Here is a 23,922-nt window from a genome sequence, read left to right on the forward strand (position 1 = left end):
TTTTGCCGTCCGTGCAAATACGGACGATGAAGCCCTTCAGCAGTTCGACGACGCATCACGACATCACGGCCGGTCTCAGGCCCTTACCACCCGGACGGGAAAGAGCCCGTTCCACCGGTCATCGCAATTTGAACTAATTGGAATTGAGGACCTCTAAGTCTGGCAAAACGTTCGCGACATGACGACCGCCTGCATCCGAACGCGATCGCTCATTGGTTGAACCCGGCGGGATGGCTAAGCGCAGCCAAAGAAAAGGCGGCGGAGTTTCCTCCGCCGCCTCGATAGTCGATGCCTGTCGCGGCTACGCTTAGCGGAGCAGCTGCAGCACGCTCTGCTGCGACTGGTTGGCCAGCGCCAGCGCGGACACCGCGATCGACTGGCGGGTCGACAGCGCCTGGCTGTTGGCCGCTTCCTCGTTGGTGTCTGCCAGCGTCAGGTTGGACGAGCCGGTCTGCAGCACGTTGATCAGGTTCTTCGAGAAGTCCTGGCGGATCTGCACGATCGACAGGTTCGAACCAAGGGTCGAAGCCTGGGTGCGCAGCAGGCCGCTCGCGCTGTTCAGCGTCTTCAGCGTCGCGTTGGCCGAAGCGTTGTCCACGAAGTCCGTGCCGGCGGTCAGCTTGGTGAGGTTGAGGCCGGTGGCGTCGAAGGTCACGCCCTGGATCTTCAGCGTCGAGGAGCCCGTCTCGTTGAAGGTCAGCTTGAGCTGATCGCCATTGAGCAGGTTGATGCCGTTGTACGACGCGTCCTGGGCGGTCGTGGTGATCTGGTCCAGGATGTTGTTGTACTGGTTGACCAGGTTGGCGCGGTTCGCCAGCGCAGTCGGGTCCTGCACCGGAGCGCTGCCCGCAAGGCCGTTGAACAGCTTGCCGGCGCCGGCCGCCGTGCCGCCAATCGTGCCGATGGTCGCCGAAGCGGCATCGTTGGTGGTGCTGATGGTGAGCGCACCGGCCGCACTGAGCGAGGCCTGCAGGTTGTTGGCCGCCAGCGCGGCGTTCAGGTCGTTGAGGGACTTCACCTTGCCGGCACCGGTGCCGAAGGTGATGTTGGTCGCGGTGCCGTTGCCGGTTGCGCCGATGGTCAGCGTGAGGGTGTCCAGCGGGCTCGCGCCAGCCGTGCCGGTTGCGGTTGCCGTAGCACCGGCCGGGAGGCCGAGCTGCGTCGCGTCGCCCGAGCTGAACGTACCGACGGTGAGCGTGTCGCCGGTGCCGGCGGTGTTGGTGCTGGTCAGGACCAGCTTGCCGGTGCCGTCGATCGAGGCGGCGACCTTGGCGCTGGCGCCGACCTGCGTGTTGATGGCGTCGCGAACCTGGGTGGCGGAGTAGTTCGTGCCCGAGTTCAAGGTCACAGTCTGGCTGTTGATCTGGAACGTCAGGTTCGCGCCGGCCGCGGTGAGGTCGATGCCGGTATAGGCGGCGGTGCTGGTGAGGGTTGCGTTGGTCGGGGTCGCGGTGCCGAGCAGGTTGTCGGCGGTCGCGCCGGGGATCGCGGCGGTCGTCACCGACGACTTCGCGGAATAGCCGACGGCGGCCTGCAGGGCCTGGTTGGCGACCGACTTGGCGCTGTCGACCAGCTTCTGCAGCGAGGTGATGCCGGTGTTGGCGGCCTGCAGCACCTGCACGCCGTTGCCGATGCCGTCCAGCAGGTTGTTGATGTCGCTGGCGCGGTTGTCGAGCGACTGCGCCGTGAAGAAGTTGGTCGGATTGTCGAGCGCAGTGTTGACCTTCTTGCCGGTGGACAAGCGGTTCTGCGTGGTGGCGAGCAGGTCAGCGGTCGACTGCAGCGAAAGCAGGTTTTGACGGACCGATGCCGAAAGAACGATGCCGGACATACTGGATACCCTTCTGGATGAACACGATTGACGCGACGCCGTAAATTTCGCACGGCGACCCACGTCACACTGGTCCGTCCGCGCTACCCGTTCGTTAAAGGGCTGGTCCGTACAAATACCCAGGACGGCCTTGCCGGTGATTCGACGGGCGGCCGGCGCGATGGCTGGCCGCGGCAGCGCGCGGTCGGCGCCGGACCGACGTCATGGCCGTGAATTTCCTGCGCATGTGCAGGACTTGCGACATCCCGGCGCGGCAGGCCCGGCGCGTCGATAGCCGGCGTTGCAGGTCACCACGATGCAAAGTCCAGCGAGGAACAGAGTTAATGGAAATCAATAAATGAGAGACAAAGTCGCGCTGGGATCTCGCGCCGCGCGGATCGACGTCGATCACCGGTCCCGGCGGCGGCCACGCCGTCTGCCCTCCAGAGGGTATAGTTTCAACACCACAACCCTTGTGCAATTGGACAGGCAAGCTATGTTCGCAGTCCTTCCACACGCCAAGAGTAGGTGATGCGAGACCGTAGTGCTCCCGCCCTCGGCAGGAGCAGCAATGTCCGCGGTATCGCGTCCGCCCAATCGTCTGTTGCAAGCACTTCCCCCCACGGAGTACGCGCAACTTCATCCCCTCCTGGAAACCGTCGACCTGACCAAGGAAACGGCGCTCGCCGATGCCGGCGCGCCGGTGCAGCGGGTTTATTTTCCGCATAGCGGCGTGGTCTCGATGATGATCAATCTGTCCGACGGGCAATCTGTCGAGATTGCAACCGTCGGTCGCGACGGCGTCGTGGGCGCGTCTGCCGCCCTGCACGAGCGGCCGCTGCTTGCCGATGCGATTGTCGTGGTGCCAGGCTCAGCCTCGATGATGCGGGCGGAGGATTTCCGCGAGGCAGCAAATCGCAGCGCGGATTTCCGGACCCTGGTCGCGCTCTATGAGCAGGCGCTGATGGCGCAGACGCAACAATCCGTCGCCTGCAATGTTTCGCATCCGGTGGAGGCACGGCTGTCACGATGGCTGCTGCGCGCACGCGATCTGTGCGGCAGCGAGGCGTTGCCGCTAACCCAGGAGATGCTGGCGCAGATGATCGGCGTCCGGCGCAATGCGGTTTCGATTGTCGCACATGGGTTTCAGCAGGCCGGCATCCTGCGTTACAGCCGCGGTCATATCGAGATCACCGATATCGACGGCCTGCGGAAGGCGGCGTGTGAATGCTATACGACGGTCAGGGCGCACGCCGAACAATTGATCGGGCCGGAAGACTGACTGGCGCGCCGCCAGCCCCAACTGTGATCGAGCAGACAACCCGAATGTGCGGCGATAGGTCTATTCCTATTGGAACCAAGACATGTTTCCATTGGAACCCTGGCGTGCCAGAATAGGTTGCAAGGACGTCCAGCCGCACGTCAGCCCTGGGCCCAGAGACAAGCTTTGCCGGCAGGCTGGAGGTTGCTTTGGAAACGGTTCCTCGATCACCCAACGGATTCCTGGCGTCGCTCTCGGCGAGCGATTTCGAATTGATTCGGCCGCATCTGCGGACGGTCGACCTCGCGGCCGATTCGGTCCTGGTCGAGACCGACGAGATGCTCAAGCGGACATACATGCCGCACAAGGGCGTGATCTCGCTGGTGGTCAAGCTGGCTAGAGGCGAGCGCGTGCAGGTCGCGATGGTCGGCCGCGACAGCGTCTATGGCGCATTCGCCCCGCTCGTCGAAGGGCCTGTCCTCAACAACGCCACGGTGCTGGTGCCCGGCGTCGCCTCGACCGTGGAACTCGAGCCGTTGCGCGCAGCTGCCGGCCAGAGCCCGACGCTTCGCGCGAGATTGATCCGGCACGGGCTCGCCGTCTATGCCCAGATCCAGCAGACCGCCGGCTGCAACGCCGCGCACACCGTGGAGTCACGGCTGGCGCGATGCCTGCTGCACACGCGCGATCTCTCCGGCAGCAACAAGATCGTCCTGACGCAGGAGGCGATGGCGCAGATGATCGGCGCGCGCCGCAACAGCGTGTCGCTGGTCGCGCATACCCTGCAACAGGCCAATTTCATCCACTACAGCCGCGGGCACATCGAGATCACCAACGCGGATGGGCTGATCAAGACGGCGTGCGAATGCTACGCCGCGGTCAAGGCGCAATATGCCGGACTGCTGAATTGTCAGGAAGTCGGCCGTTAGAGTTTGTTGTTTTTGCCGCGTCTTCTTCGCGCAAGCCGGCACCCGCTTCGCTCAAAAGCGCTCTGACCGCTGTGCAAGCCGTACTTCTACGGCGTGCGATTTTCATCGTCGGATAACGCTGTTTCCTCACATTCACGTGGACGCACGGGGGAGCCGATGTTCACGTACCAGACGACCGACCGGAAGGAAGCCCGGCGCTTCCGCATGGCCCAGTTCAACGGCCGGACCGCCACCATACGGTCGGCCGGCGCGACCGTCACGGGACGCGTGCGCGCGATCGTCGAAAGCAGGTCTGGCGCGACCGCGGCATGGGTGGTCACGATCGTTCCGGATGAACCGAAGGCATCCGCGACGGCCGCGCGGCTCGCACCGCGCCTGTGCTTCGCCGCGGAAGACGATTTCTGAAAAGACGATTTCTGAGAACCGGGTCCTAACGAACCGAACACCGCTCAGAGCCCCATTCCGATGGAATCGGAACGGGGCTCTGGTTTTCAGTTTTGACGCGTCTTCTTTGCGCGAACCACTTCGCTTGAAATCGCTCTATGCGGAATGCAGCAAGGCCTTGCGGACGAGATCGGCGGTGTTGCGCGCGCCGAGCTTGCGCATCGCCTCGGCGCGATGGCTCTCGAACGTGCGCGGGCTGATGTTCATCCGCAGCGCACCCTGCTTGTTGGAATAGCCGTCGCTGATCAGGCTTAGCACTTCACGCTCGCGCTTGGTCAACGGCTTGCGGCCGGCTTCCGGCGCGAACATGACATCCGGCGGCTGGGAGCCTGCCGGCTTGTCGTCGCCCGGCGGCTTGAGGTCTGCGGCCGGGACGGCATTGGGATAGAGGTCGGAAATCTGCTTCAGCATCGCGGACACGCGCTCGGTCTGCTCGAGCGCGTTCTCGATCACCTGCCGCAGATAGACGCCGTTGCCGGGCGCGTGCGCGAATTGCTGACTGTGCTGCTTGAGTTCGTTCATATAGAGCAGCAGCGCCGTCACCGGCCCATTGAACTGCCGGACGATCGCGGCACCGGCGTCCGCCTGCGGCCGCGGCCCTGCGGGTCCCTGAGTGTCAAGCGACTGCGGCTCGAGCGTCGCGGTTCCACCCGTCCATGCCGGAGGGCGCGCCTCGGCTCGGTTGTCATGTTGCGTCATAAGTATGGTTTACCAAAGGTGAACTTGTGGCCGCGTTAACATGGGGCTCCGTAGAACTACGGGTGACGCAACTGTGACCTCGGTCCCCGACCTGCCAAGCAGGCGCAGGTTACCGCTGATTTGGCAACGAATCTCGCATATTTGAGTCGAATTACAGTATTCTTACGGGACGGATGGGCGAGGCTGCCACCGGCGGGATTCTCCGCCGGGCATCGACCTTCAACGGTTCGGGCAGCCATTTCCGGCCCCCCTGGTTCGGATTGAAAAAGGCCGGAATTCGCGGCCCGGCGCCTCAGGGGCGCCGGAGCCGAAGGAATTTCTGCAGGAACCGCCCCGAAAGAACGAACCTGAACCACCAATACGCCATTCGCCGGGTCGTCATCGATCATCCCTCTGGGCATCGGGATGGCCCCGGCATACCGCACGCGGGCGCGCGCACCTATGAGACGGTTCACATCAACCGAGAAGCGTCGGGCAGGCACCGGATCAGGCGAATGTCAATTTACAGCCCCGGCAGGCGTCGCGATGATCGCCGCCTCTCGATCAGCAATAAGGGCGCGGCCATGGAGCGAGGGCGGAACGGATCCTGGATTTCCTGGATGACGATTGCGGCGCTCGCCGCGGCACTGCTGCTTGGCGCAGGCGCGCAGGCCCAGACCCCGCCGACCAGCGATGCAACGCCGACGCCCGACACCGCGGTCATGCTCACCATCTTCTTCAAGCATGATCAGTCACGACCGCTCGGTGAGCTCAATGCCCAGCTTGAGCGGCAGGGCTTCTACAAGGCGTTTCCGCCCGAGGGTGTCGAGGTAGTCAGCTGGTACGTGATGATGGGGATCGGCCAGGTGGTGACGCTGCGGTTGCCGGCATCGCGGCTGCGCGAGGTCAACCGCGTCATCGAGAACAGCGCCTGGGGCGCCTACCACACCGAGTTCTACCCGACCTACGACTACAAGGCGGTCGGGATCGGCAATCATGAAAAAGCAAAGCAGTAGCCGGTCGCATCGAGACCGATGCCGGGAGTCACGGCCGCGCGCCGGACTTGCCGGTTTTGGCCGAAGACCGGGCTGGCGATTGGATCCGATCCACCGCCTATGCGTGAGCCCGCGAGCGCTGGCTCAATCGCTTTGCCAGTGTCCGCAAATCCTCGGCGCGCCCGCTGCAAAGCAGGCGGCTGAATTCGTCAGGATCGATGGAGGCAGGCGGAAAATCGGCTGGTTTGCGTGCGGCCCGACGTAGCCAGGTCAATCGGAAGAGACGCTTGAGCATCTTCATGGTTGTCAGCCCCGATGAGCGTCATTGTTAAATCGCGGCAATGAAATTTGGTTCCACACCTTGTGGTCGCCCGACGCAAAATTTGGTTCAACGCCGTCAGGCGAACAGCGCCTTGCGCTTTTGCACGCGCGCAATGGATCGCCGCACCGCGGCCTGATCGAGTGATCCATCCTGCACCGCACCCGCGACCGCCGCGGCGATGCCGGCCATCCCCTGCTCCTGGTCGAACAGATTGTTGCCGATGCAGATCATGTCCATGCCGGCGGCGATCGACTGCAGGCTGGCCGCGCTTGTGCCGAGCGCCTTCTGCAGCCCCTGCATCTGCATGTCGTCGGTGATCAGCAGCGTCTCGGGCAGACGACGGCGAAGCCGGCCGAGCCCGGCCGATGACAATGTCATCGGACGCTGCGCGTCCCACTGCCGGACAATGGCGTGGCTGACCAGCACCGCATCGCCATAGGTGCGCGGCGCCAACGCGTAGAACAGCTCCTCCTGCTCGGGACGCAGCGCATCGGAAATGTCCATGAACTCCAGGTGCGAATCGACGCTTGCACCGCCGATGCCCGGAAAATGCTTCAGGCAGAGGCCTACTCCCGCCTGCCGCGCCGCAGCGTCGACCAGCCGGGCATTGGCCTCGACCTCACCGATATCGGGCGAATAGGACCGCTTGATCCTGCCGATGTTGGGATTGTCGGGATTGTAGTCGACGTCGATGACAGGCGCGAAATTGTAGCGGATGCCGAGCCGGCGCAGCTCGCCGTAGCTTGCGGCCAGCACCGTCTGCTTTTCCGCGCGCGCGAGCAGGTTGAACTCCTTCGCGCTCGGCAGCGGCTGAAAACCGCAGCTGTCCTTGAGCCGGCGCACCAGGCCGCCCTCCTGGTCGATGAAGACCAGCGGCCGCGACGGCAGCGCCGCGATCTCGGCGCAGAGCGACTGCACCTGCGCGGGCGAGGCGATGTTGTTGTCATACTGCCGGGTCTGGCAGGAATAGTCGAACAGGATTACCCCGCCGAGCCCGAACTGCGCGGCAAATTCCTTCAGCCAGGGCGGAACGACCTTGCCGTAAAAGCCGAGAATGAAGAGTTCGCCGACGGACATGGCCGCTCGATTCAGTTGCCGCATGGAATCAGCCGCACCCGATGGAATAGCACGCTGCAGCGGCGGTAAGAATATGACGCAGCTTGCTGCTCGACTGCGTTCCCCGTGCTCGCATCACTATGTTAAGACACGCCGGCGGGCCTCGGTCGCCCGCCACGACACAAGGACTTTCGGAAACCGCCCATGACAGCAGCTTATGTCCCGCAAATGGCTCTTTACCGCCAATGGCTGAAGCAGACGCGCGGCCTTGAATTTGCGGATTTCGAGGCGATGCGGCGCTGGTCGGTCACCGATATCGACGCCTTCTGGCAGAGCGTGTGGGATTATTTCGACCTGCGCTCGCCGACGCCGCATTCGGCGGTGCTGGCCGAGCGCAAGATGCCGGGCGCGGTGTGGTTTCCCGGCGCTTCGGTGAACTACGCGCGCCAGGTCTTCCGCCACGTCGCGCCGGCGCATGCCGCAGGCCTGCCGGCCCTGATCTCGAGCGGCGAGGACGGCAAGCTCTCGGAGACGAGCTGGCCCGAGCTGCAGCGCAAATCGGCAGCGCTGGCGCTGCATCTGAAGGCCAACGGCGTGCGCGCCGGCGATCGCGTCGCCGCCTACTTGCCGAACATTCCCGAGACGATCATCGCGTTCCTCGCGACCGCGAGCCTGGGCGCGGTCTGGAGCGTCTGCGCGCCTGACATGGCGGCACCCGCGGTGATCGATCGCTTCAAGCAGATCGAGCCGAAGGTGCTGATCGCCTGCGACGCCGTGACCTATGCCGGCCGCCGCCACGACCGGCAAGGTGTGATCGAGGAATTGCGGCGCGCGCTGCCGACCGTGCAGCATGTCATCCTGCACAGCGACGCCGCGCCGTCCGAGACGCGATTGTCAGCGATCCTCGCGGGCCGGAGTGCGGAGATCGACGCCTTCGAGCCGGAATGGCTGCCGTTCGATCATCCGCTCTGGATCGTCTATTCCTCAGGCACCACCGGATTGCCGAAACCGATCCTGCACAGCCATGGCGGCATCATCGTCGTGGCGCTGCCGCTCTCGACCCTGCACAACGACATCGGCTGCAGCTATCAGCCAAACTCGTTCGGCGAACGCTTCCACTGGTACTCTTCGACCGGCTGGATCATGTGGAATTGCCAGGCCAACGGCCTGCTCAACGGCACGACCTGCTGCATTTTCGACGGCAGTCCCGGCGGCACCAAGGACAAGCCCGACTGGACCACGCTGTGGCGCTTCGTCGCCGACGCCAAGGCCACCTTCTTCGGCGCAGGGGCGGCGTTCTTTGCCAATTGCACCAAGGCGGAAATCGATCTCGCTGCCGTCGGCGACCTCTCCGGCCTGCGCACGCTCGGCTCGACCGGCTCGCCGCTCAGCGCCGACACCCAGGCCTGGTTCAACGAGCGCTTCGCCGCGCTTGCGAAGCAGAACGGCAACGCCGCGCAGGCCGATATGTGGTGGGCCAATATTTCCGGCGGCACCGACTTCGCCGGCGCCTTCATCGGCGGCAATCGCGAATTGCCGCAGACGCCGGGCATCATGCAATGCCGCCTGCTCGGCTGCGCGGTGGAAGCGTTCGACGAGCAGGGGCGCGCGGTGATCGACGAGGTCGGCGAGCTCGTCTGCACCGAGCCGCTGCCCTCGATGCCGCTGCGCTTCTGGAACGATCCCGGCAATGCGCGCTACCTTTCCAGCTATTTCGAGACCTACCCCGACAATTTCGACGGAAGTGGCCGCGGCCCGGTGTGGCGGCATGGCGACTGGCTCAAGATCAACCCCGACGGCTCCTGCGTGATCTATGGCCGCAGCGACGCCACCATCAACCGCCATGGCTTGCGGATGGGCACCAGCGAGCTCTATTCCGCGATCGAGGCGCTGCCGGAGGTGCTGGATTCGATGGTCGTCGACCTCGAATATCTCGGCCGCGACAGCTACATGCCGCTGTTCGTGGTGCTGCGCGAGGGCATCGCGCTCGATGCCGCGATGAAGGCGAAGATCAACAAGGCGGTCGAGGCCGGGCTGTCGCGCCGCTTCCTGCCCAACGACATCTTCGTGGTGGCGGAAATTCCGCGCACGCTGTCCGGCAAAAAGCAGGAGCTGCCGGTCAAGAAGCTGCTGCTCGGCCACCCCGTCGAGAAGATCATCAATCGCGATGCGATGGCCAATCCAGGATGCCTCGACTGGTATCTCGATTTTGCAAAGAGTTATCTGAGCAGGCAGGCCGGCGCGGCGTAACGGCCGCTGAATGCCACTCGCGTTTGGGATTTCACGACATGCCTTCACCCAGCTACATCGACCCGCTCAACGGAAAGCTCTATCCGCTGGATATCCCGCGCTGGTGCTCCGACGAAGGCAAGCCGCTCCTGATAACGCCGCTGCCGGGCATCTCCCGCCACGACATCGATCGCACGACGCGGTCGCTGTGGCGCTACCGCGCGGCGCTGCCGGTCGAGATCAGGCGGCCGATCACGATGGGCGAAGGCTGCACGCCAGCCGTCGAGAAGGCGTGGGATGATCTGCGGCCGCATTTCAAGCTCGAATGGTTCAATCCGACCGCAAGCTTCAAGGATCGCGGTACCACGGTGATGCTGTCGTTCCTGCGCCAGCTCGGCGTCGATGCGGTGCTGGAGGACTCTTCCGGCAATGGCGGCGCGTCGGTCTCGGCCTATGGCGCGGCCGGCGGCATGCGGGTCAGGATCCTTGCGCCGGCGACGACGTCGCCGATGAAGGTGGCGCAGATGCACGCCTTCGGTGCCGAGGTGCAGCTGATCGAAGGCCCGCGCGAGGAATCCGAGGCAGAGGCGATCCGCCAGTCGAAGCAGATCTTCTACTCCAGCCACAACTGGCAACCGTTCTTCCTGCAGGGCACCAAGTCGCTGGCCTATGAGATCTGGGAAGATTTCGGCTTCACCGCGCCGGACAACGTCATCATGCCGGTCGGCGCCGGCAGCAGCCTGCTCGGCTGCTATATCGGCTTCAACGAGCTGCTGGCGGCCGGGCAGATCGCGCGCCTGCCGCGCCTGTTCGCGGCACAGCCGCTCAACTGCTCGCCGGTCGATGCCAGCTTCGCCGCCGGCGTCGACACGCCGGTCGATCGCGCGGTCCGCAAGACCATCGCCGAGGGCACCGCGATCAAGCATCCGCTGCGGCTGAAGCAGATGATCGCGGCGCTGAAGGAGAGCGGCGGCGGCACCGTCGCAATTTCCGAAGACGGCATCGTCGCCGCGTTGAAGCGGTTGGCGCAGACCGGTCTGTTCGTCGAGCCGACCTCGGCCTCGGCCGCCGCCGCGCTCGATGTCCTGAAGGCGCGCGGCGCGATCCGGCCGGCGGAGCGCACCGTCGTCATCATCAGCGGCACCGGGATCAAGGCGGCGGGGCTGATCACGGAGCTGCTCGGAGCGAGCTAGCCTTTAGCACGCTCCGATTGGCTGTCCCTATCCCGCCTTGCGCAGCCTCAGGGATTCGTAGAACGCGGTCTCGAAATTGATGTAGCCGATAAAGGACGTCGGATCGCCAAACGGCAGGATCTGCGTCGCCCAGTATCCGCCAAAACCGTTCTGCCGATCGATCCAGTAGAACAAATTGGCCAGCCCAGCCCAGCCGAGCGCGCCGGCGGGGCGGCCGGTCGGAGCCTGCTCCTCATTGATCATGAAGCTCAGCGCCCAGGATTTCGACTGACCGGGGAAGAACTCGGCGTCGTTGGCGAGCGAGGTGATCACGCCGGTGATCGCGGTGACCTTGTTGTTGCCGAGATGGTTCTTCTCCGCCATCCGCACGGTCTCCGCCTTCAGGACCCGCCCATGCTCGCCGGCGCCGTCGTTCAGCCACATCCGGATGAATCGCATGTAGTCGCCGATCGTGCCGTAAAGCCCGTGGCCGCCCATGTGGATCTCGGGATTGGCCGGCAGCTCGAAATCCATCGGCGTGAGTGAGCCGTCGGCGTTGCGGGCGTGGATGCCGGCGAGCTTGCGACGCATCGCGTCGGTGAGCTCGAACGTCGTGTCCATGATCCCGAGCGGCTCGAAGATCCGCGTCCTGAAGACCTCGCCGAGCCGCCTGCCGGCGATGGCCTCGACGATCTGGCCGCACCAATCCATGTTGGTGCCGTATTCCCAGCGCTCGCCTGGATCGAACAGCAGCGGCGTCATCAGCGAAGCCTTGGATGCCGTGATGACGCTGGGCTGCCCCTTCTCTTGCGCCAGCCGGTTATAGGTGTGATTGATGAAGTCGTAGCTCAGACCCGCGCTGTGGACCATCAGCATGCGGGTGGTGATGTCGCGCTTCGGCGGACGCAGCCGCGGCTCGCCCTTGTCGTCAAAACCCTCGATCACCTGGAGCTTGCCGATGTCGGGCGCGTAGGTCCTGGCGGGTGCGTCGAGATCGAGCTTGCCTTCCTCGACGAGCTGCAGGACGGCCGTCCCGGTGATCGCCTTGGTGGTCGAGAAGATCGCGAACACGCTATCGGCCGTCATATCGGCGGGCTGGTCGAGGCGGCGCTTGCCGGCGGCACCTTCATAGATGTTGCGATGGCGGTCGGTCACCATCGCAACGACGCCGGGAACGCGCGGGTTTGAAGTCACGACGCCGTCAAGGATTGCATCGGCGGCTGCACTGAAATTCGTGCTCATTGTCTTCCTCCTGTGTTTTGTGATGTTGACCCGCGCAGCCCGGATTACGCTTCGCTCCATCCGGCTACGCGGTCGAAATGCGGTCAGCCCTACTGCGTGGCAAAACCGCGATAGCCGCTCGCGGCGACCTCATCGCATTTCTGGCGATAGGTGCCGACACCGCCGCAATAGGACAGCACCCGGCGCGGCTTGCCCTCGACATTGGAGCCCAGGTACCAGGAGTTGGTCTTGGCGATCAGCGTTGCGTTGGCGGTCTCATCGTGATGCGCCACCCACTGATCCTCGGTATCCCTGGTCGGCTCGATGACGTTCAGGTTCTTGCCGCGCAAATATCTGATGCAGTCGGCAATCCACTCCACCTGCTGCTGCAGGCAGGTGGTCATGTTGCAGAGTGCGGCCGAGGGCGCGAGCGGCACCGCCGTTGTGAACAGATTCGGATAGCCATGGACCTGCAAGCCCATCGTGGTGCGGATGTCCCTGCCCCAATCGTCCTTCAGCGATCGCCCGTCGCGGCCGCGGATGTCGATCCGCGTCAGCGCTCCCGTTCCGGCGTCGAAGCCGGTCGCCAGGATGATGACGTCGAACTCGTGCACCGTGCCGTCGGCGGTCTGGATGCCCTCAGGCGTGATGCGGGCGATCGGATTGTTCTTGACGCTGACGATCTCGACATTGGGCCGGTGGAAGGCCTCGAGGAAATTGCTCTCGAGCGGCACCCGGTGCGTGCCGAAGCCGTAGTCGGCGGGAATCAGCTGTTCGCACAGCTTGGGGTCCTTGATCCGCTCGCGCATCTTCTCGCGGACGAATTCGGTGATCTCGGCGTTGACGGCTTCGTCGAAGAACAGTTCGGCGAAGGACGAGACCCACAACTTCAGGGATCCGTCGTTCCAGCAGTCCTCGATCACCTCGCGGCGCTGCTGTGGCGTCAGGTCGGCCCAGGCGTGCTCGAAGTCGAATTCGAATCCGGTGAACGTCTTCGGCAGCCGCTCGGTGAGGAATTTGAACTTCGACTTGTAGGCCTCGGCATCCGACGCGTCCCATTTCGGGTTCTTCATCGGGATGATGTATTGCGGGGTGCGGATGAACACCTTGAGGTGGCCGACCTCACCGGCGATCGACTGGATCACCTGGATCCCGGTCGCGCCGTTGCCGACCACGCCGACGCGTTTGCCGGCGAGCTCGATCGGCCCCTTGGGCCAGCGCGCGGTGTGGAACAGCTCGCCCTTGAACGTCTCCTGTCCCGGGAAGGACACGTGCGGGGCCGAGAGCATGCCGCAGCAGGAGACGAGGAACTGGGTATCGATCACGTCGCCCTGGTCGGTCGCGACCAGCCAGCGTTGCGTCGCCTCATTGAAGTGCGCGCTCTTCACCGTGGTGCCGAACTGGATGTCCTTCCTGAGGTCGAGGCGGTCGGCGACGTAGTTCAGCCAGCGCTCGATTTCCGGCTGGCCCGGGAAGCGCTCGCTCCAGCTCCAGCCTTTGTAGAGCTCCTCGGAGAACAGGTACTGATAGGTGTGGCCTTCAGAATCGAAGCGCGCCCCGGGATAACGGTTCCAGTACCAGGTGCCGCCGACGCCAGACCCGGCATCGATCGCCTTCACGCTCAGTCCCTGCTCACGCAGGCGGAACAATTGATAGAGACCGGCGACGCCGGCGCCGACGACCACGGCGTCGAGCTTGGTCGTTGCATGCGCACCATTGCTTCCATTCGACCTTGTGACGGTCTCGGTCATGGTTTCCTCCTGTGTCTGGCTTCTCGCACGCACCTTCCCACCCGCGGTGTCGCCGGATGATGGTGCGTTGCGTCAATTTGGGTTTCGGCCGTTCGCGTTGTCGCCGAAACGCAGAGCAGGCTACGGGCCGTTCGGCCGCGCGGCTTGGATGAAACCGACAATCTCTGGAACGCGACCGTGCAATCGAGCACCAGCCGTTGGTCGGCTTGGCAAATGGCGAAAGCGGCCTATTCTGCGCTCAGCCGTCCGGCCAAGAACAAGCGGTCAACCGCGCCACCAATCCCAGGGAGGAGGCTCACGCGATGGGCCAGTTGATCACGGTCGAGGAGCTGCCGCGCTACGCTCCCGGCGAGATGAAGCTGGATAGTTTGGCGGTCGGGAGAAGTGATTTCCGGCTGCGAATTTTCCGCTATGCGCCGTCGGACATCTGGGTCCCGCCGTCGGCAAACTTCCTCCTGGTGCTTTATCGCGACGGCGTGACGTCGATGAACCGCCGCGTCACCGGCGCGTGGAAGCAGGATCAAGTCGGTCGCGGCGTCACGTCGCTCATGACGCGCGCAGAGCCGTCAAGCTGGCATTGGAACAACGACATTGAGGTCAGCCATTTCTACATCTCTCCTGCCCTCATGACGAAGACCGCGAGCGATGCCTTCGACCGCGACGCCGAAACGATCGAGATTCACGACCTGCTCAAGGTCGAAGACCCAATGCTGACCTGGATCAACGATCAAATGGTCCAGGAAGTCGCCGCGGGCGGTCCCGGTGGACGGCTCTGCTATGATGCACTGGCGCTGCAGGCGAGCGTGCATATCCTGCGGAAATATGCGGCGATCGAGTTCAAGATGCCCTGCGCGCAAGGACCCTTTCGCCCGGCGCATGCCCGGCTGATCGAGGATTATATCGAGCAGAACATCTTCCGGAACATCACGCTGGAGGAGCTCGCGAACATCTGCAATTGCACGCCGGTCCAGTTCGCCCGCAAGTTCCGCGTGCATTACGGCATGCGGCCGCACGCCTATGTCCTGCGGCGCAAGGTCGAGCATGCGTGCCAGCATCTGCGCAAGGACCGCGTCGCGCTGAAGGAGATCGCGCTGCTCGCCGGCTTTGCCGATCAAAGCCACCTCAATCGCGTGTTCCGGCAGCACATGAACGTCACCCCGGCGGAATACCGCCGGCAGGTCTGCGAGCACACCGTCCAGGCGTGAGACTGCGACGGACTCACACCGGCGGCGGATTGAGGCGCGCGAAGCCTTCCTGGATTCGGTAGGGATAATACGGATAGGCCGGCATCACCGCGCTCGCGCGGTCGAGACGCGCGATCTGGTCCGGCGAGAGCGACCATCCGACCGCGCCGAGATTGTCGCGCAACTGCGCCTCATCGCGGGCGCCAATGATTACGGACGACACGCTCGGCCGCGCCAACAGCCAGGCAATCGCGATCTGCGGCACGCTGCGGCCGGTCTCCGTGGCGACCGCGTCCAGCGCGTCGACGATCGCGTAAAGCTTCTCGTCGTCGACCGGCGGCCCGAACTGCGCGGTCTCGTGCAGGCGGCTGTTGGTCGGCAATGGCTGCCCGCGCCTGATCTTGCCGGTGAGGCGGCCCCAGCCGAGCGGGCTCCAGACCAGCGCGCCGACGCCCTGGTCGAGCGCGAGCGGCATCAGCTCGGATTCATAGTCGCGGCCGACCAGCGAATAATAGACCTGGTGCGCCACATAGCGCGGCCAGCCGTGCCGCTCGGCGGCACCGAGCGATTTCATCAGATGCCAGCCGGAGAAATTCGAGGCGCCGACATAGCGCAGCTTGCCGGCGCGCACCAGCGCATCGAGCGTCGACAGCACTTCATCGACCGGCGTGAAGGCATCGAAAGCATGAAGCTGCAGCAGGTCGATATAGTCGGTGTTGAGCCGGCGAAGCGCGGCGTCGACCGCGGCGGCCAGGCGATATCGCGACGTACCGGCATCGAGCGGGCCGTCGCCCATCGGCAGGCCGGTCTTGGTCGAGATCAACACCTTGTCGCGGCGGCCCTTGATCGCGGCGCCGAGGATCTCCTCCGACGCGCCGTTTGAATAGACATCGGCGGTGTCGAACAAATTGACGCCGGCCTCGAGGCAGATGTCGATCAACCGGCGCGCCTCGCTGGCGTCGCTGCGGCCCCAGGCCGAGAACAGCGGCCCCTGGCCACCGAAGGTGCCGGTGCCGAAGCTAAGCACGGGGACCTTCAGGCCGGATGCACCGAGATTGCGGTATTCCATGGTCATGCTCCCTTGATCCGATTCATTCCGCCGGGCACTGCGCGGCGAGCGCGATCGGCCGATCGAGGCGCAGGCTCCACAGCGCGAGCAGCAGGCCGATTGCAGTGATGACGGCGGCCACCAGCGGCAGCGCGCCGAGGCCGAGGCCGCGATCGATGGTGACGCCGCCGGCCCAGGCGCCGAGCGCGTTGCCGAGATTGAACGCCGCGATGTTCAGGCTGGAGGCCAGCGTCCGCCCTTCGACGCCGGCGGCTTCGAGCACGCGGAGCTGCAGCGGCGCGACGGTCGCGAACGCGGCGATGCCGAGAATGAACAGCAGCACGACCGCCAATGCCTTGATCGAGACGACCGCCGTCAGCGCGACGAGCACGGCGGCGAGGCCGCCGAGCGACACCAGCAGCGCCCGCGCAAGTCCCTTGTCGGCGAGCCGTCCGCCGGCGACGTTGCCGATCGCAAGGCCGGCACCGAACACCAGCAGGATCGGCGACACCGCGGCGTCGGAGAATCCGGTGAGCCGCGTCAGGATCGGCTGCACATAGGTGAAGACCGCGAACAGCCCGCCGAAGCCGAACACCGTCATCGCCAGTCCGAGCAGGACCTGCGGGCGGCCGAGCACGGCGAGCTCCTCGCGCAGCGGCGCAGGCTTGTCGTTGGCGCCGACATGGCCGGGGACCAGCACCGCCAGCACGATGAACGCAATCACGCCGATCGCGGCCACCGCCCAGAACGCCGCGCGCCAGCCGAGCATCAGCCCGAACCAGGCGCCGAAGGGCACGCCGAGCAGGGTCGCAACCGTGAGCCCGATGAACATCGTGGCGATCGCCGACGCGCGCTTGTCTTCCGGGACGAGGCTTGTCGCCACCACGGAGCCGACGCCGAAGAAGGTGCCGTGCGCCAGCGAGGTGAGAATGCGTGCCGCCATCAAGAGCCCGTAGCTCGGCGCCAGCGCACACGCTGCGTTGCCGAGCGTGAAGATCGCCATCAGCGCCAGCAAAACCGCCTTGCGCGGCATCCGCCGTGTTGCCAGCGTCAGGATCGGCGCGCCGACGAATACGCCGAGCGCATAGCCGGAGATCAGCAGGCCAGCCGCGGATACGGATACCTGCATGTCGGCGGCGACTTGCAGCAGCAGTCCCATGATGAGGAATTCGGTGGTGCCGATACCAAAGGCACCGGCGGTCAAGGCAAGGACTGCAGCAGGCATGTGTCGCTCCGGACAAAAAGGATTCCGCAAAGCGAGATAGCGGTCCGGGCGGGGAAGGATTAGAATGACCGCAATCCAATCATTTGTGACTTGAATTCAAGATGGCCCGCACAGATACCAACCGCTCCGGCGAGATGGACGTATTCGTCCGCGTCGTCGATCTCGGCGGCTTCACGGCTGCCGCGAACAGCTTGCGCCAGACACCGTCCGGCGTCAGCAAGCTGGTCTCGCGGCTCGAGACCCGGCTCGGCACGCGGCTGGTCAACCGCACCACGCGCAAGCTGCAGCTCACCGAGGAAGGCCAGGCCTTCTATCAGCGCGCCCAGCGCATCCTCGCCGATATCGACGAGGCCGAACGCGAGGCCGCCTCATGCGTGCCGCGCGGCCATCTCACCGTGAACAGCAACATCCCGTTCGGCATGCTGCATGTGATGCCGCTGCTGCCGCGCTTCATGCGCGAACATCCCGATATCACGCTCGACATCGTGCTGACCGACACGCTGGTCGATCTGATGCAGGCGCGCGCTGATGTCGCGATCCGGGTCGGCCCGCTCGGCGCCTCGCGGCTGATCGCACGCAAGCTCGGCACCAGCCGCATGGTGGTGGCCGCCGCGCCGTCCTACCTCGCCCGCTTCGGCACGCCGAAGACGCCGGCCGACCTCGCCGACCATCGCGGCATCGGCTGGACCTTTCCACGCAGCATCCGCGGCTGGCCGTTCCGCCGCGCTGAACGAATCGAGGAAGCGCTGCCGCCGCCGGTCGCCCGCGTCAGCGACGGCGAAGCCGCGCGCCAGCTCACGCTCGGCGGTGTCGGGCTCGGCCGGCTGGCGCTGTTCCACATCGGCCCCGATATCGAGGCCGGGCGTCTGGTGCCGGTGCTGCAAAATCTCAATCCCGGCGACCGCGAGGACATCCACGCGGTCTATGTCGGCCATGCCGGCCCGCTGCCGGCGCGGGTCCGCGCTTTCATCGATTTTCTCGCGCAAAACATCCGCATCGGCGATCCCTCGCTGCGGCGCGGCGCCGATGGAAAATGGAAGGTCGTGGGCGACAAGTGAGCATTCGATGACGCACGAGCCCCCGGCCTTTCAGTCCGTCACCGAAACGATCCGCATCGCTGCCGAGCCAAGGCAGGTGTGGGACGCGATCATGGACTCCAAAGCGGGCGAGAGATGGCGCAACGCGCATTTCAGGACCGATTGGCGGATCGGCGCGCCGATCGAGATCGAGGCGGAGATCGGCACAACGCGCTATCGCGACAGGGGCCGCGTCCTCCATGTCGAGCCGCCGATGCGGCTCGAATACTCCTATTGGTCGCAGGTCTCCGGCCTGCCGGATGTTCCGCAATCCTATGCGACGATCACGATGACGCTCGTGCCTGACGGCGGCGAAACGGTGCTGACCGTCACCCAGCAGGTGCCGCCTTCGCCGACCCGCCGCGGAAGCGGCTGGGAAATCGGGCCTGACTCAGGCGCCAAGCATGTTTCCTTCTACTGGCGCATGACGCTGCCGCGCCTGAAGCAGGCGGTCGAGCAAGGACGCGCCGCGCAATAGCGTGGTCTAGATCCGCTTCAGCAAGAAGAGCTGCGTGACGTAGGGAAACACCACTTCGTCGGCGTCGCCGAGACCGGCTTCGCGCAGGATATTGTCGGTTTTGTCGCGCAGGATCGCCTTCTCCGCATCGGGTAAATTGGCGACATAGCTCGTCGATGCGATGCGCTCGAAGACGTCCTGTCGCTTCATCCGGTGCGGATGGTCCTGCACGATTTCCCTCTCAAGCACGAAGCGCGGGTCCTTCAGGATCCAGCGCCAGCGTCCGGTCCGGTGCCGGGGCGTGTCGCCCGCATAACCCTCGATCATGACGGACAACGCGTCGACCCACGGCGTGCGGTCGTCCCTGTTGTTCCAGACCAGCGCAAGCGTCCCGCCGGGATGCAGCAGTCGCGCGATCTCGGCAACCGACGCCTCGTTGTCGAACCAGTGAAACGCCTGGGCGCAGGTGACGAGGTCGACGCTGCCGGTATCAAGATTGATCGCATCGGCGCGCGTGTTGATGACCTCCACCCCGGCTTCCCTGGCCAGCCTGGCCGACATCTCGGCGACGGGCTCGACCGCGACCAGGCGCGCAGTCGCGGGCAAATGCTGCAGCAGCAGGCGGGTGAATTTGCCGGTTCCGGCACCGAGGTCGACGGCACAGCGCGCGGCCGCAAGCGGCAGCGCGGCGACGATCTCCGCAGGGTAGCTCGGCCGGCCCGCCTCGTAGGCGGCGACCGCGACACGATAATTCTCGGCAGTGGGGTTCAGTGTCATTGTTGCTTCTCCTGCGCGCCAACCATCCGCGGTGCGATCCGCGGAACGGTATAGAGCAGCGCCTGCACAGGACTGGAAGAGCGCGTCGATTCAAAATTCGCTGAAGATCTCTCACCTTTGCGTCAGCCCCGCAGCTCCACTGCTCCCCGTTGAAGATGCGCGCATTTTGAATGATTTGCTTCGGCGGGTTTTGCATAGCAACCTTACGCGCTTGTGGCACATCAACATCGCAGTTCCAGGTTGCAAGTTGCGGTTGGCTGAACGACAGTCCGCGATGGCGGACGCGGTCTGTCGCGCTTGTGCGGGACAAGCCCGGTCCCTCCCCCGCACCGGAGCGACCATGCAGCGATCCAGGGCAGTCTTCATCACGGCTATCGTCTACGCCCTGATCGGCCTGGTCCTCGCGGGCGGGGGCATTTGGCTCGCCGCACTAGGTGGATCGCCCTTCTACATTGTCCTCGGCGTCGGCATTCTCGCCACGGCTGCGCTGTTGCTGGCGCGGCGCCATCAGGCGCTCTGGCTGTTTGCGATCGTGCTGCTCGGCACGCTGGCGTGGGCCGTCTATGAGGTGCGGTTCGACTGGTGGCCGCTCGCGGCGCGTGGCGACATCATCTTCCCCATGGCGCTTTGGCTGCTTACGCCGGTGATCGTTCGTGCCCTGACACGAAGCGGGCCGGTGCCTTACATGCGCGCGACGGCGCCACTCTGGATCGGCGTCGTCGCTGCTGCGGCGGTGCTCATCGCCGGGCTGCTGTCCAGCTATCACGACATCAACGGCACGATTGCCGAGTCCGGCTCTGCCGTGCCGCAAAGCGAAGCCGACCCGCAGCCGGACGGCGACTGGCGCGCCTATGGACGCACGCAGTTCGGACAGCGCTATTCGCCGCTGAAGCAGATCACGCCTGACAATGTCGGCAACCTCAAGGTCGCCTGGACCTTCCGCACCGGCGACGTGAAGACACCAGACGATTCCGGGGAGACGACCTTCGAGGTCACCCCGATCAAGGTGCGCGACACGCTCTATCTCTGCTCGCAGCACCAGGTGCTGTTCGCGCTCGACGCCAAGACCGGCACGAAGCGCTGGCGCTACGACCCCAAGCTCGTGCACAACAAGACGTTCCAGCACATGACTTGCCGCGGCGTCTCCTATCACGAAACCGCGCAGGGCGCCGTCGACTCTGGCGGCAATTCGGCGCCGGCCGAATGCCCACGGCGGATCTTCCTGCCCGTCAATGACGGCCGCATGATCGCGCTCGATGCCGACAGCGGCAAGCTCTGCGATGGCTTCGCCGATCACGGCATCCTCGACCTGCAGCAAGGCATGGGGATCAAGACCGCCGGCTTCTTCGAGCCGACGTCGCCGCCGGTCGTCAGCGACAAGATCCTGGTCGTGGCCGCCGCGGTGATCGACAATTATGCGGTCGAGGTGCCGTCGGGCGTGATCCGCGGCTTCGATGTCTATACCGGCAAGCTGGTTTGGGCCTGGGATTCCGGCGCGGCGGACGAGAACGCATTGCCGTCGCCGACGCGTCATTACACCAACGGGTCGCCGAATTCCTGGATCACGGCCTCGTTCGATCCGAAATTGAATCTGGTCTACATCCCGACCGGCAACAACGGACCTGACATCTGGGGCGGCAATCGCGATGCGCTGGTCGAGCGCTATTCCAGCGCCATCGTCGCGCTTGACGTCAACACCGGCAAGCGCGTCTGGTCGTACCAGACCGTGCATCATGATCTCTGGGACATGGACGTTCCCTCGCAACCGAGCCTGGTCGATGTGACGACGGCCAAGGGCGTCGTTCCCGCGCTGATCCAGCCGACCAAGGTGGGCAACATCTTCGTGCTCGACCGCAGGACCGGCGAGCTGATCGTGCCGGCGCCGGAACGCGCGGTGCCGCAAGGGCCCGCGCCCGGCGACCGCTCTGCAGCGACCCAGCCGTTTTCCGAACTGACCTTCCGCCCGGAGGCGAAGCTGACCGGCGCCGACATGTGGGGCGGCACGATCTTCGACCAGTTGCTGTGCCGGATCATGTTCCACCGCTTGCGCTACGAAGGCACCTTCACGCCGCCCTCGTTGCAGGGCACGCTGGTCTTCCCGGGCAATCTCGGCATGTTCGAATGGGGCGGCATCGCGGTCGATCCTGTCAGGCAGATCGCCATCGCCAATCCGATGTCGTTGCCGTTCGCCTCCAGGCTCATTCCGCGCGGTCCGCTCAATCCTCCGGCGCCGACGGCCGAGAAACCGGTCGGCAGCGAGGTCGGGGTGCAGCCGATGTACGGCACGCCGTTCGGCGTCGGCGTCTCGAGTTTCCTCTCGCCGCTCTCCGTGCCGTGCTACCGGCCGCCATGGGGCTCGATGGCCGCGATCGATCTGAAGACGATGAAGATCGTCTGGCAGCATCCCAACGGCACGATCCGGGACACCACGCCGCTGCCGCTTCCATTCAAGATGGGCGTGCCGATGCTGGGCGGGCCGATCACTACCGCCGGCGGCGTTGCGTTCTACACCGGGACCTATGAGTACACGATCCGGGCCTACGATGTCCGCAACGGCAAGGTGCTCTGGGAGGATCGCCTGCCGGCCGGCGCGCAATCGACGCCGATGAGCTACGAGGCTGGCGGCAAGCAATACGTCGTCACCGCAGCCGGCGGCCACGGCTCGTTCGGCACCAAACGCGGCGACTACGTCATCGCCTACGCGTTGAAGGATTGAGCCGCGTCATCGAGGCCGTCATCTTCCTTCTCCTTCCCGAAGGTCGGGATGGGGGTCAGCCGCAGGCAATGCTCTCTGCGGAGGGCGCGGATCCCCACCCGCTTTGCTCTGGCGAGCAAAGCGACCTCCCCTTTCCAAGGGGAGGTCGAACTGGCCCAACTGGATAGCTCCAGACGGGTTGGCAAATCCGGCCAAAGCCGCTAAAGGTCCGCCCCCTTTCACAGACAATCCGAGCATGACATGTCGAGCGCCCCGCCCGCCGTCTCGATTGGCGTCGATTTTGGCACCAGCAACACCGTGGTCGCGCTGTCCGACGGCGATGGCCGCGTCGAGGCTGTTCGCTTCGACCACGGCGGCCGCACGCATAGCGTCTATGTGTCTGCGCTGTGCTTCTGGGAGGAGCGGCCGGGCGCGGGCCTGCATCCGCGCGCCGAGGGCGGCCCGTGGGCGATCGAGCAGTTCCTCGAGGGACGCACGATCCATCGCTTCATCCAGTCGTTCAAGACGTTCGCGGCAAGCTCGGCCTTCAACACCACCCAGATCTTCCGGCAACGCTACAAGTTCGAGGACCTGCTCGCGGCGTTCCTGCGCACGCTGACGCGCCATGCCGGCGAAGGATTCGATCTCGGCGCGCCGACCATCATGGTCGGCCGTCCGGTGAAATTTGCCGGCGGCAATCCCAATGACGAGCTGGCGATGCAGCGCTACCGCGCTGCGTTCGAACGGCTCGGCGCCGGCCATGCGCGCTATGTCTACGAGCCGGTCGGCGCGGCGTTCTCCTTCGCACGCACACTCGACCACGATGCCACGGTGCTGGTCGCCGATTTCGGCGGCGGCACCAGCGACTTTTCCGTGATGCGGTTCTCGCGCAAGGGCGGCGTGCTGCGCGCCGAACCGCTGGGCCACGCCGGCATCGGCATCGCCGGCGACACCTTCGATTACCGCATCGTCGACCACATCGTCTCGCCGCGACTCGGCAAGGGCACCAGCTACCGCTCGTTCGACAAGGTGCTGCCGATCCCCAATCACTATTATTCGAGCCTCGCCCGCTGGCACCAGCTGGCGATGATGCGGGGCAATGGCGATTTGCGCGAGTTGCAGCAGCTCGCGCGCACCGCGCTCGATCCGGCGCCGCTGCACGATTTCATTACCATCGTCGACCACGATCTCGGCTTCGCGCTTTATCGCGCCGTGTCCGACACCAAGGTCGCGCTGTCGAGCCGCGACCGCGTCGAGTTCCGCTTCGCCCGCGAAGGCATCGATATCGGCGCCACCGTGACGCGCGACGATTTCGAATCCTGGATCGCCGACGACATCGAGCGGCTCGGCGCGACGGTGGACGAGGCGCTGACCAAGTCGAGCATCACCGCGCGCGACGTCGAGAAGGTGTTTTTGACCGGCGGCACCTCGTTCGTGCCGGCCGTGCAGCGGCTGTTCGCCGAGCGCTTCGGCGCGGCACGGCTGACTTCGGCGGATCAATTCGAATCGATCGCCTACGGCCTCGCTTTGATCGGCCACACACCCGATCCAGACCGCTGGACCTTCGCCGAGGCCGCGTGACGGCTTGCTTC

Annotated in this window: 18 protein-coding genes and 1 pseudogene; 11 read left to right on the forward strand and 8 right to left on the reverse strand. The window is 65.0% G+C overall.

Annotation, left to right across the window (positions count from 1 at the left end):
* Positions 1 to 307: 307 nt before the first annotated feature.
* Entirely contained in the window at positions 308 to 1,831 is a 1,524-nt protein-coding gene (locus ACVI1L_RS12050) for a flagellin N-terminal helical domain-containing protein (RefSeq protein WP_076834571.1), read from the reverse strand.
* A gap of 550 nt (positions 1,832 to 2,381) precedes the next feature.
* On the opposite strand from ACVI1L_RS12050, the gene ACVI1L_RS12055 reads away from it, so the two are divergent.
* The 3 genes from ACVI1L_RS12055 to ACVI1L_RS12065 all read left to right on the forward strand — a co-directional run bounded on the left by ACVI1L_RS12055 (position 2,382) and on the right by ACVI1L_RS12065 (position 4,405).
* On the forward strand, positions 2,382 to 3,092 hold the full coding sequence (locus ACVI1L_RS12055) for a Crp/Fnr family transcriptional regulator (protein WP_456782971.1): 711 nt from the start codon (positions 2,382 to 2,384) through the stop codon (positions 3,090 to 3,092).
* Between the two features lie 188 nt (positions 3,093 to 3,280).
* Positions 3,281 to 4,000 carry a Crp/Fnr family transcriptional regulator gene (locus ACVI1L_RS12060; RefSeq protein WP_456782972.1) on the forward strand — a complete coding sequence of 240 codons (720 nt, stop codon included), beginning with the start codon at positions 3,281 to 3,283 and terminating at the stop codon, positions 3,998 to 4,000.
* A 156-nt stretch (positions 4,001 to 4,156) separates the two neighbouring features.
* Positions 4,157 to 4,405, forward strand: coding sequence for a hypothetical protein (locus ACVI1L_RS12065; RefSeq protein ID WP_253588544.1), 249 nt, complete (start codon positions 4,157 to 4,159; stop codon positions 4,403 to 4,405).
* Positions 4,406 to 4,540: 135 nt separating this feature from the next.
* Here the strand turns inward: ACVI1L_RS12065 and ACVI1L_RS12070 are convergent, their stop codons facing one another.
* On the reverse strand, positions 4,541 to 5,143 hold the full coding sequence (locus ACVI1L_RS12070) for a helix-turn-helix domain-containing protein (RefSeq protein WP_456782973.1): 603 nt from the start codon (positions 5,141 to 5,143) through the stop codon (positions 4,541 to 4,543).
* Positions 5,144 to 5,706: 563 nt separating this feature from the next.
* On the opposite strand from ACVI1L_RS12070, the gene ACVI1L_RS12075 reads away from it, so the two are divergent.
* A complete protein-coding gene (locus tag ACVI1L_RS12075) occupies positions 5,707 to 6,138 on the forward strand; it encodes a hypothetical protein (protein WP_456785544.1) in 432 nt (143 codons plus the stop codon).
* 376 nt (positions 6,139 to 6,514) lie between these two features.
* Here the strand turns inward: ACVI1L_RS12075 and ACVI1L_RS12080 are convergent, their stop codons facing one another.
* Complete coding sequence (locus tag ACVI1L_RS12080; protein ID WP_076834579.1) at positions 6,515 to 7,516, reverse strand: glycoside hydrolase family 3 N-terminal domain-containing protein; 1,002 nt, start codon at positions 7,514 to 7,516, stop codon at positions 6,515 to 6,517.
* Between the two features lie 180 nt (positions 7,517 to 7,696).
* Between ACVI1L_RS12080 and ACVI1L_RS12085 the strand changes: the two are divergent.
* Positions 7,697 to 9,745 (forward strand): annotated as a pseudogene (locus ACVI1L_RS12085) (acetoacetate--CoA ligase); the annotation flags it as partial.
* Positions 9,746 to 9,783: 38 nt separating this feature from the next.
* Positions 9,784 to 10,917 carry a threonine synthase gene (locus tag ACVI1L_RS12090; protein ID WP_456782974.1) on the forward strand — a complete coding sequence of 378 codons (1,134 nt, stop codon included), beginning with the start codon at positions 9,784 to 9,786 and terminating at the stop codon, positions 10,915 to 10,917.
* A gap of 27 nt (positions 10,918 to 10,944) precedes the next feature.
* Here ACVI1L_RS12090 and ACVI1L_RS12095 read toward each other — a convergent pair whose 3' ends face one another.
* The gene (locus ACVI1L_RS12095; RefSeq protein ID WP_057020890.1) at positions 10,945 to 12,138 is read right to left on the reverse strand and encodes a methyl acetate hydrolase AcmB; all 1,194 of its coding nucleotides are present in this window, start codon (positions 12,136 to 12,138) and stop codon (positions 10,945 to 10,947) included.
* Between the two features lie 89 nt (positions 12,139 to 12,227).
* Positions 12,228 to 13,868, reverse strand: a complete 1,641-nt coding sequence (locus ACVI1L_RS12100) for a flavin-containing monooxygenase (RefSeq protein WP_456782975.1) — start codon at positions 13,866 to 13,868, stop codon at positions 12,228 to 12,230.
* A 302-nt stretch (positions 13,869 to 14,170) separates the two neighbouring features.
* Here ACVI1L_RS12100 and ACVI1L_RS12105 point away from each other — a divergent pair, with 302 nt between their 5' ends.
* Entirely contained in the window at positions 14,171 to 15,073 is a 903-nt protein-coding gene (locus ACVI1L_RS12105; protein ID WP_456782976.1) for a helix-turn-helix transcriptional regulator, read from the forward strand.
* Positions 15,074 to 15,086: 13 nt separating this feature from the next.
* Here the strand turns inward: ACVI1L_RS12105 and ACVI1L_RS12110 are convergent, their stop codons facing one another.
* Both ACVI1L_RS12110 and ACVI1L_RS12115 read right to left on the reverse strand, forming a co-directional pair.
* Positions 15,087 to 16,121 carry an aldo/keto reductase gene (locus ACVI1L_RS12110; RefSeq protein ID WP_456782977.1) on the reverse strand — a complete coding sequence of 345 codons (1,035 nt, stop codon included), beginning with the start codon at positions 16,119 to 16,121 and terminating at the stop codon, positions 15,087 to 15,089.
* Between the two features lie 22 nt (positions 16,122 to 16,143).
* Positions 16,144 to 17,325 carry an MFS transporter gene (locus tag ACVI1L_RS12115; protein WP_028343803.1) on the reverse strand — a complete coding sequence of 394 codons (1,182 nt, stop codon included), beginning with the start codon at positions 17,323 to 17,325 and terminating at the stop codon, positions 16,144 to 16,146.
* A 101-nt stretch (positions 17,326 to 17,426) separates the two neighbouring features.
* Between ACVI1L_RS12115 and ACVI1L_RS12120 the strand changes: the two genes are divergently transcribed.
* Positions 17,427 to 18,383 (forward strand): LysR family transcriptional regulator, encoded by a 957-nt coding sequence (locus tag ACVI1L_RS12120; RefSeq protein ID WP_456782978.1) that lies wholly within the window; start codon positions 17,427 to 17,429, stop codon positions 18,381 to 18,383.
* A gap of 7 nt (positions 18,384 to 18,390) precedes the next feature.
* Entirely contained in the window at positions 18,391 to 18,879 is a 489-nt protein-coding gene (locus ACVI1L_RS12125) for an SRPBCC family protein (protein ID WP_456782979.1), read from the forward strand.
* 6 nt (positions 18,880 to 18,885) lie between these two features.
* Here the strand turns inward: ACVI1L_RS12125 and ACVI1L_RS12130 are convergent, their stop codons facing one another.
* Positions 18,886 to 19,635 carry a class I SAM-dependent methyltransferase gene (locus ACVI1L_RS12130; RefSeq protein ID WP_456782980.1) on the reverse strand — a complete coding sequence of 250 codons (750 nt, stop codon included), beginning with the start codon at positions 19,633 to 19,635 and terminating at the stop codon, positions 18,886 to 18,888.
* Between the two features lie 340 nt (positions 19,636 to 19,975).
* Here ACVI1L_RS12130 and ACVI1L_RS12135 point away from each other — a divergent pair, with 340 nt between their 5' ends.
* Both ACVI1L_RS12135 and ACVI1L_RS12140 read left to right on the forward strand, forming a co-directional pair.
* Complete coding sequence (locus ACVI1L_RS12135) at positions 19,976 to 22,351, forward strand: glucose/quinate/shikimate family membrane-bound PQQ-dependent dehydrogenase (RefSeq protein ID WP_456782981.1); 2,376 nt, start codon at positions 19,976 to 19,978, stop codon at positions 22,349 to 22,351.
* 240 nt (positions 22,352 to 22,591) lie between these two features.
* Positions 22,592 to 23,911 (forward strand): Hsp70 family protein, encoded by a 1,320-nt coding sequence (locus tag ACVI1L_RS12140; RefSeq protein WP_456782982.1) that lies wholly within the window; start codon positions 22,592 to 22,594, stop codon positions 23,909 to 23,911.
* Positions 23,912 to 23,922: the final 11 nt, after the last annotated feature.

Source organism: Bradyrhizobium sp. USDA 4516 (genome assembly GCF_054055915.1).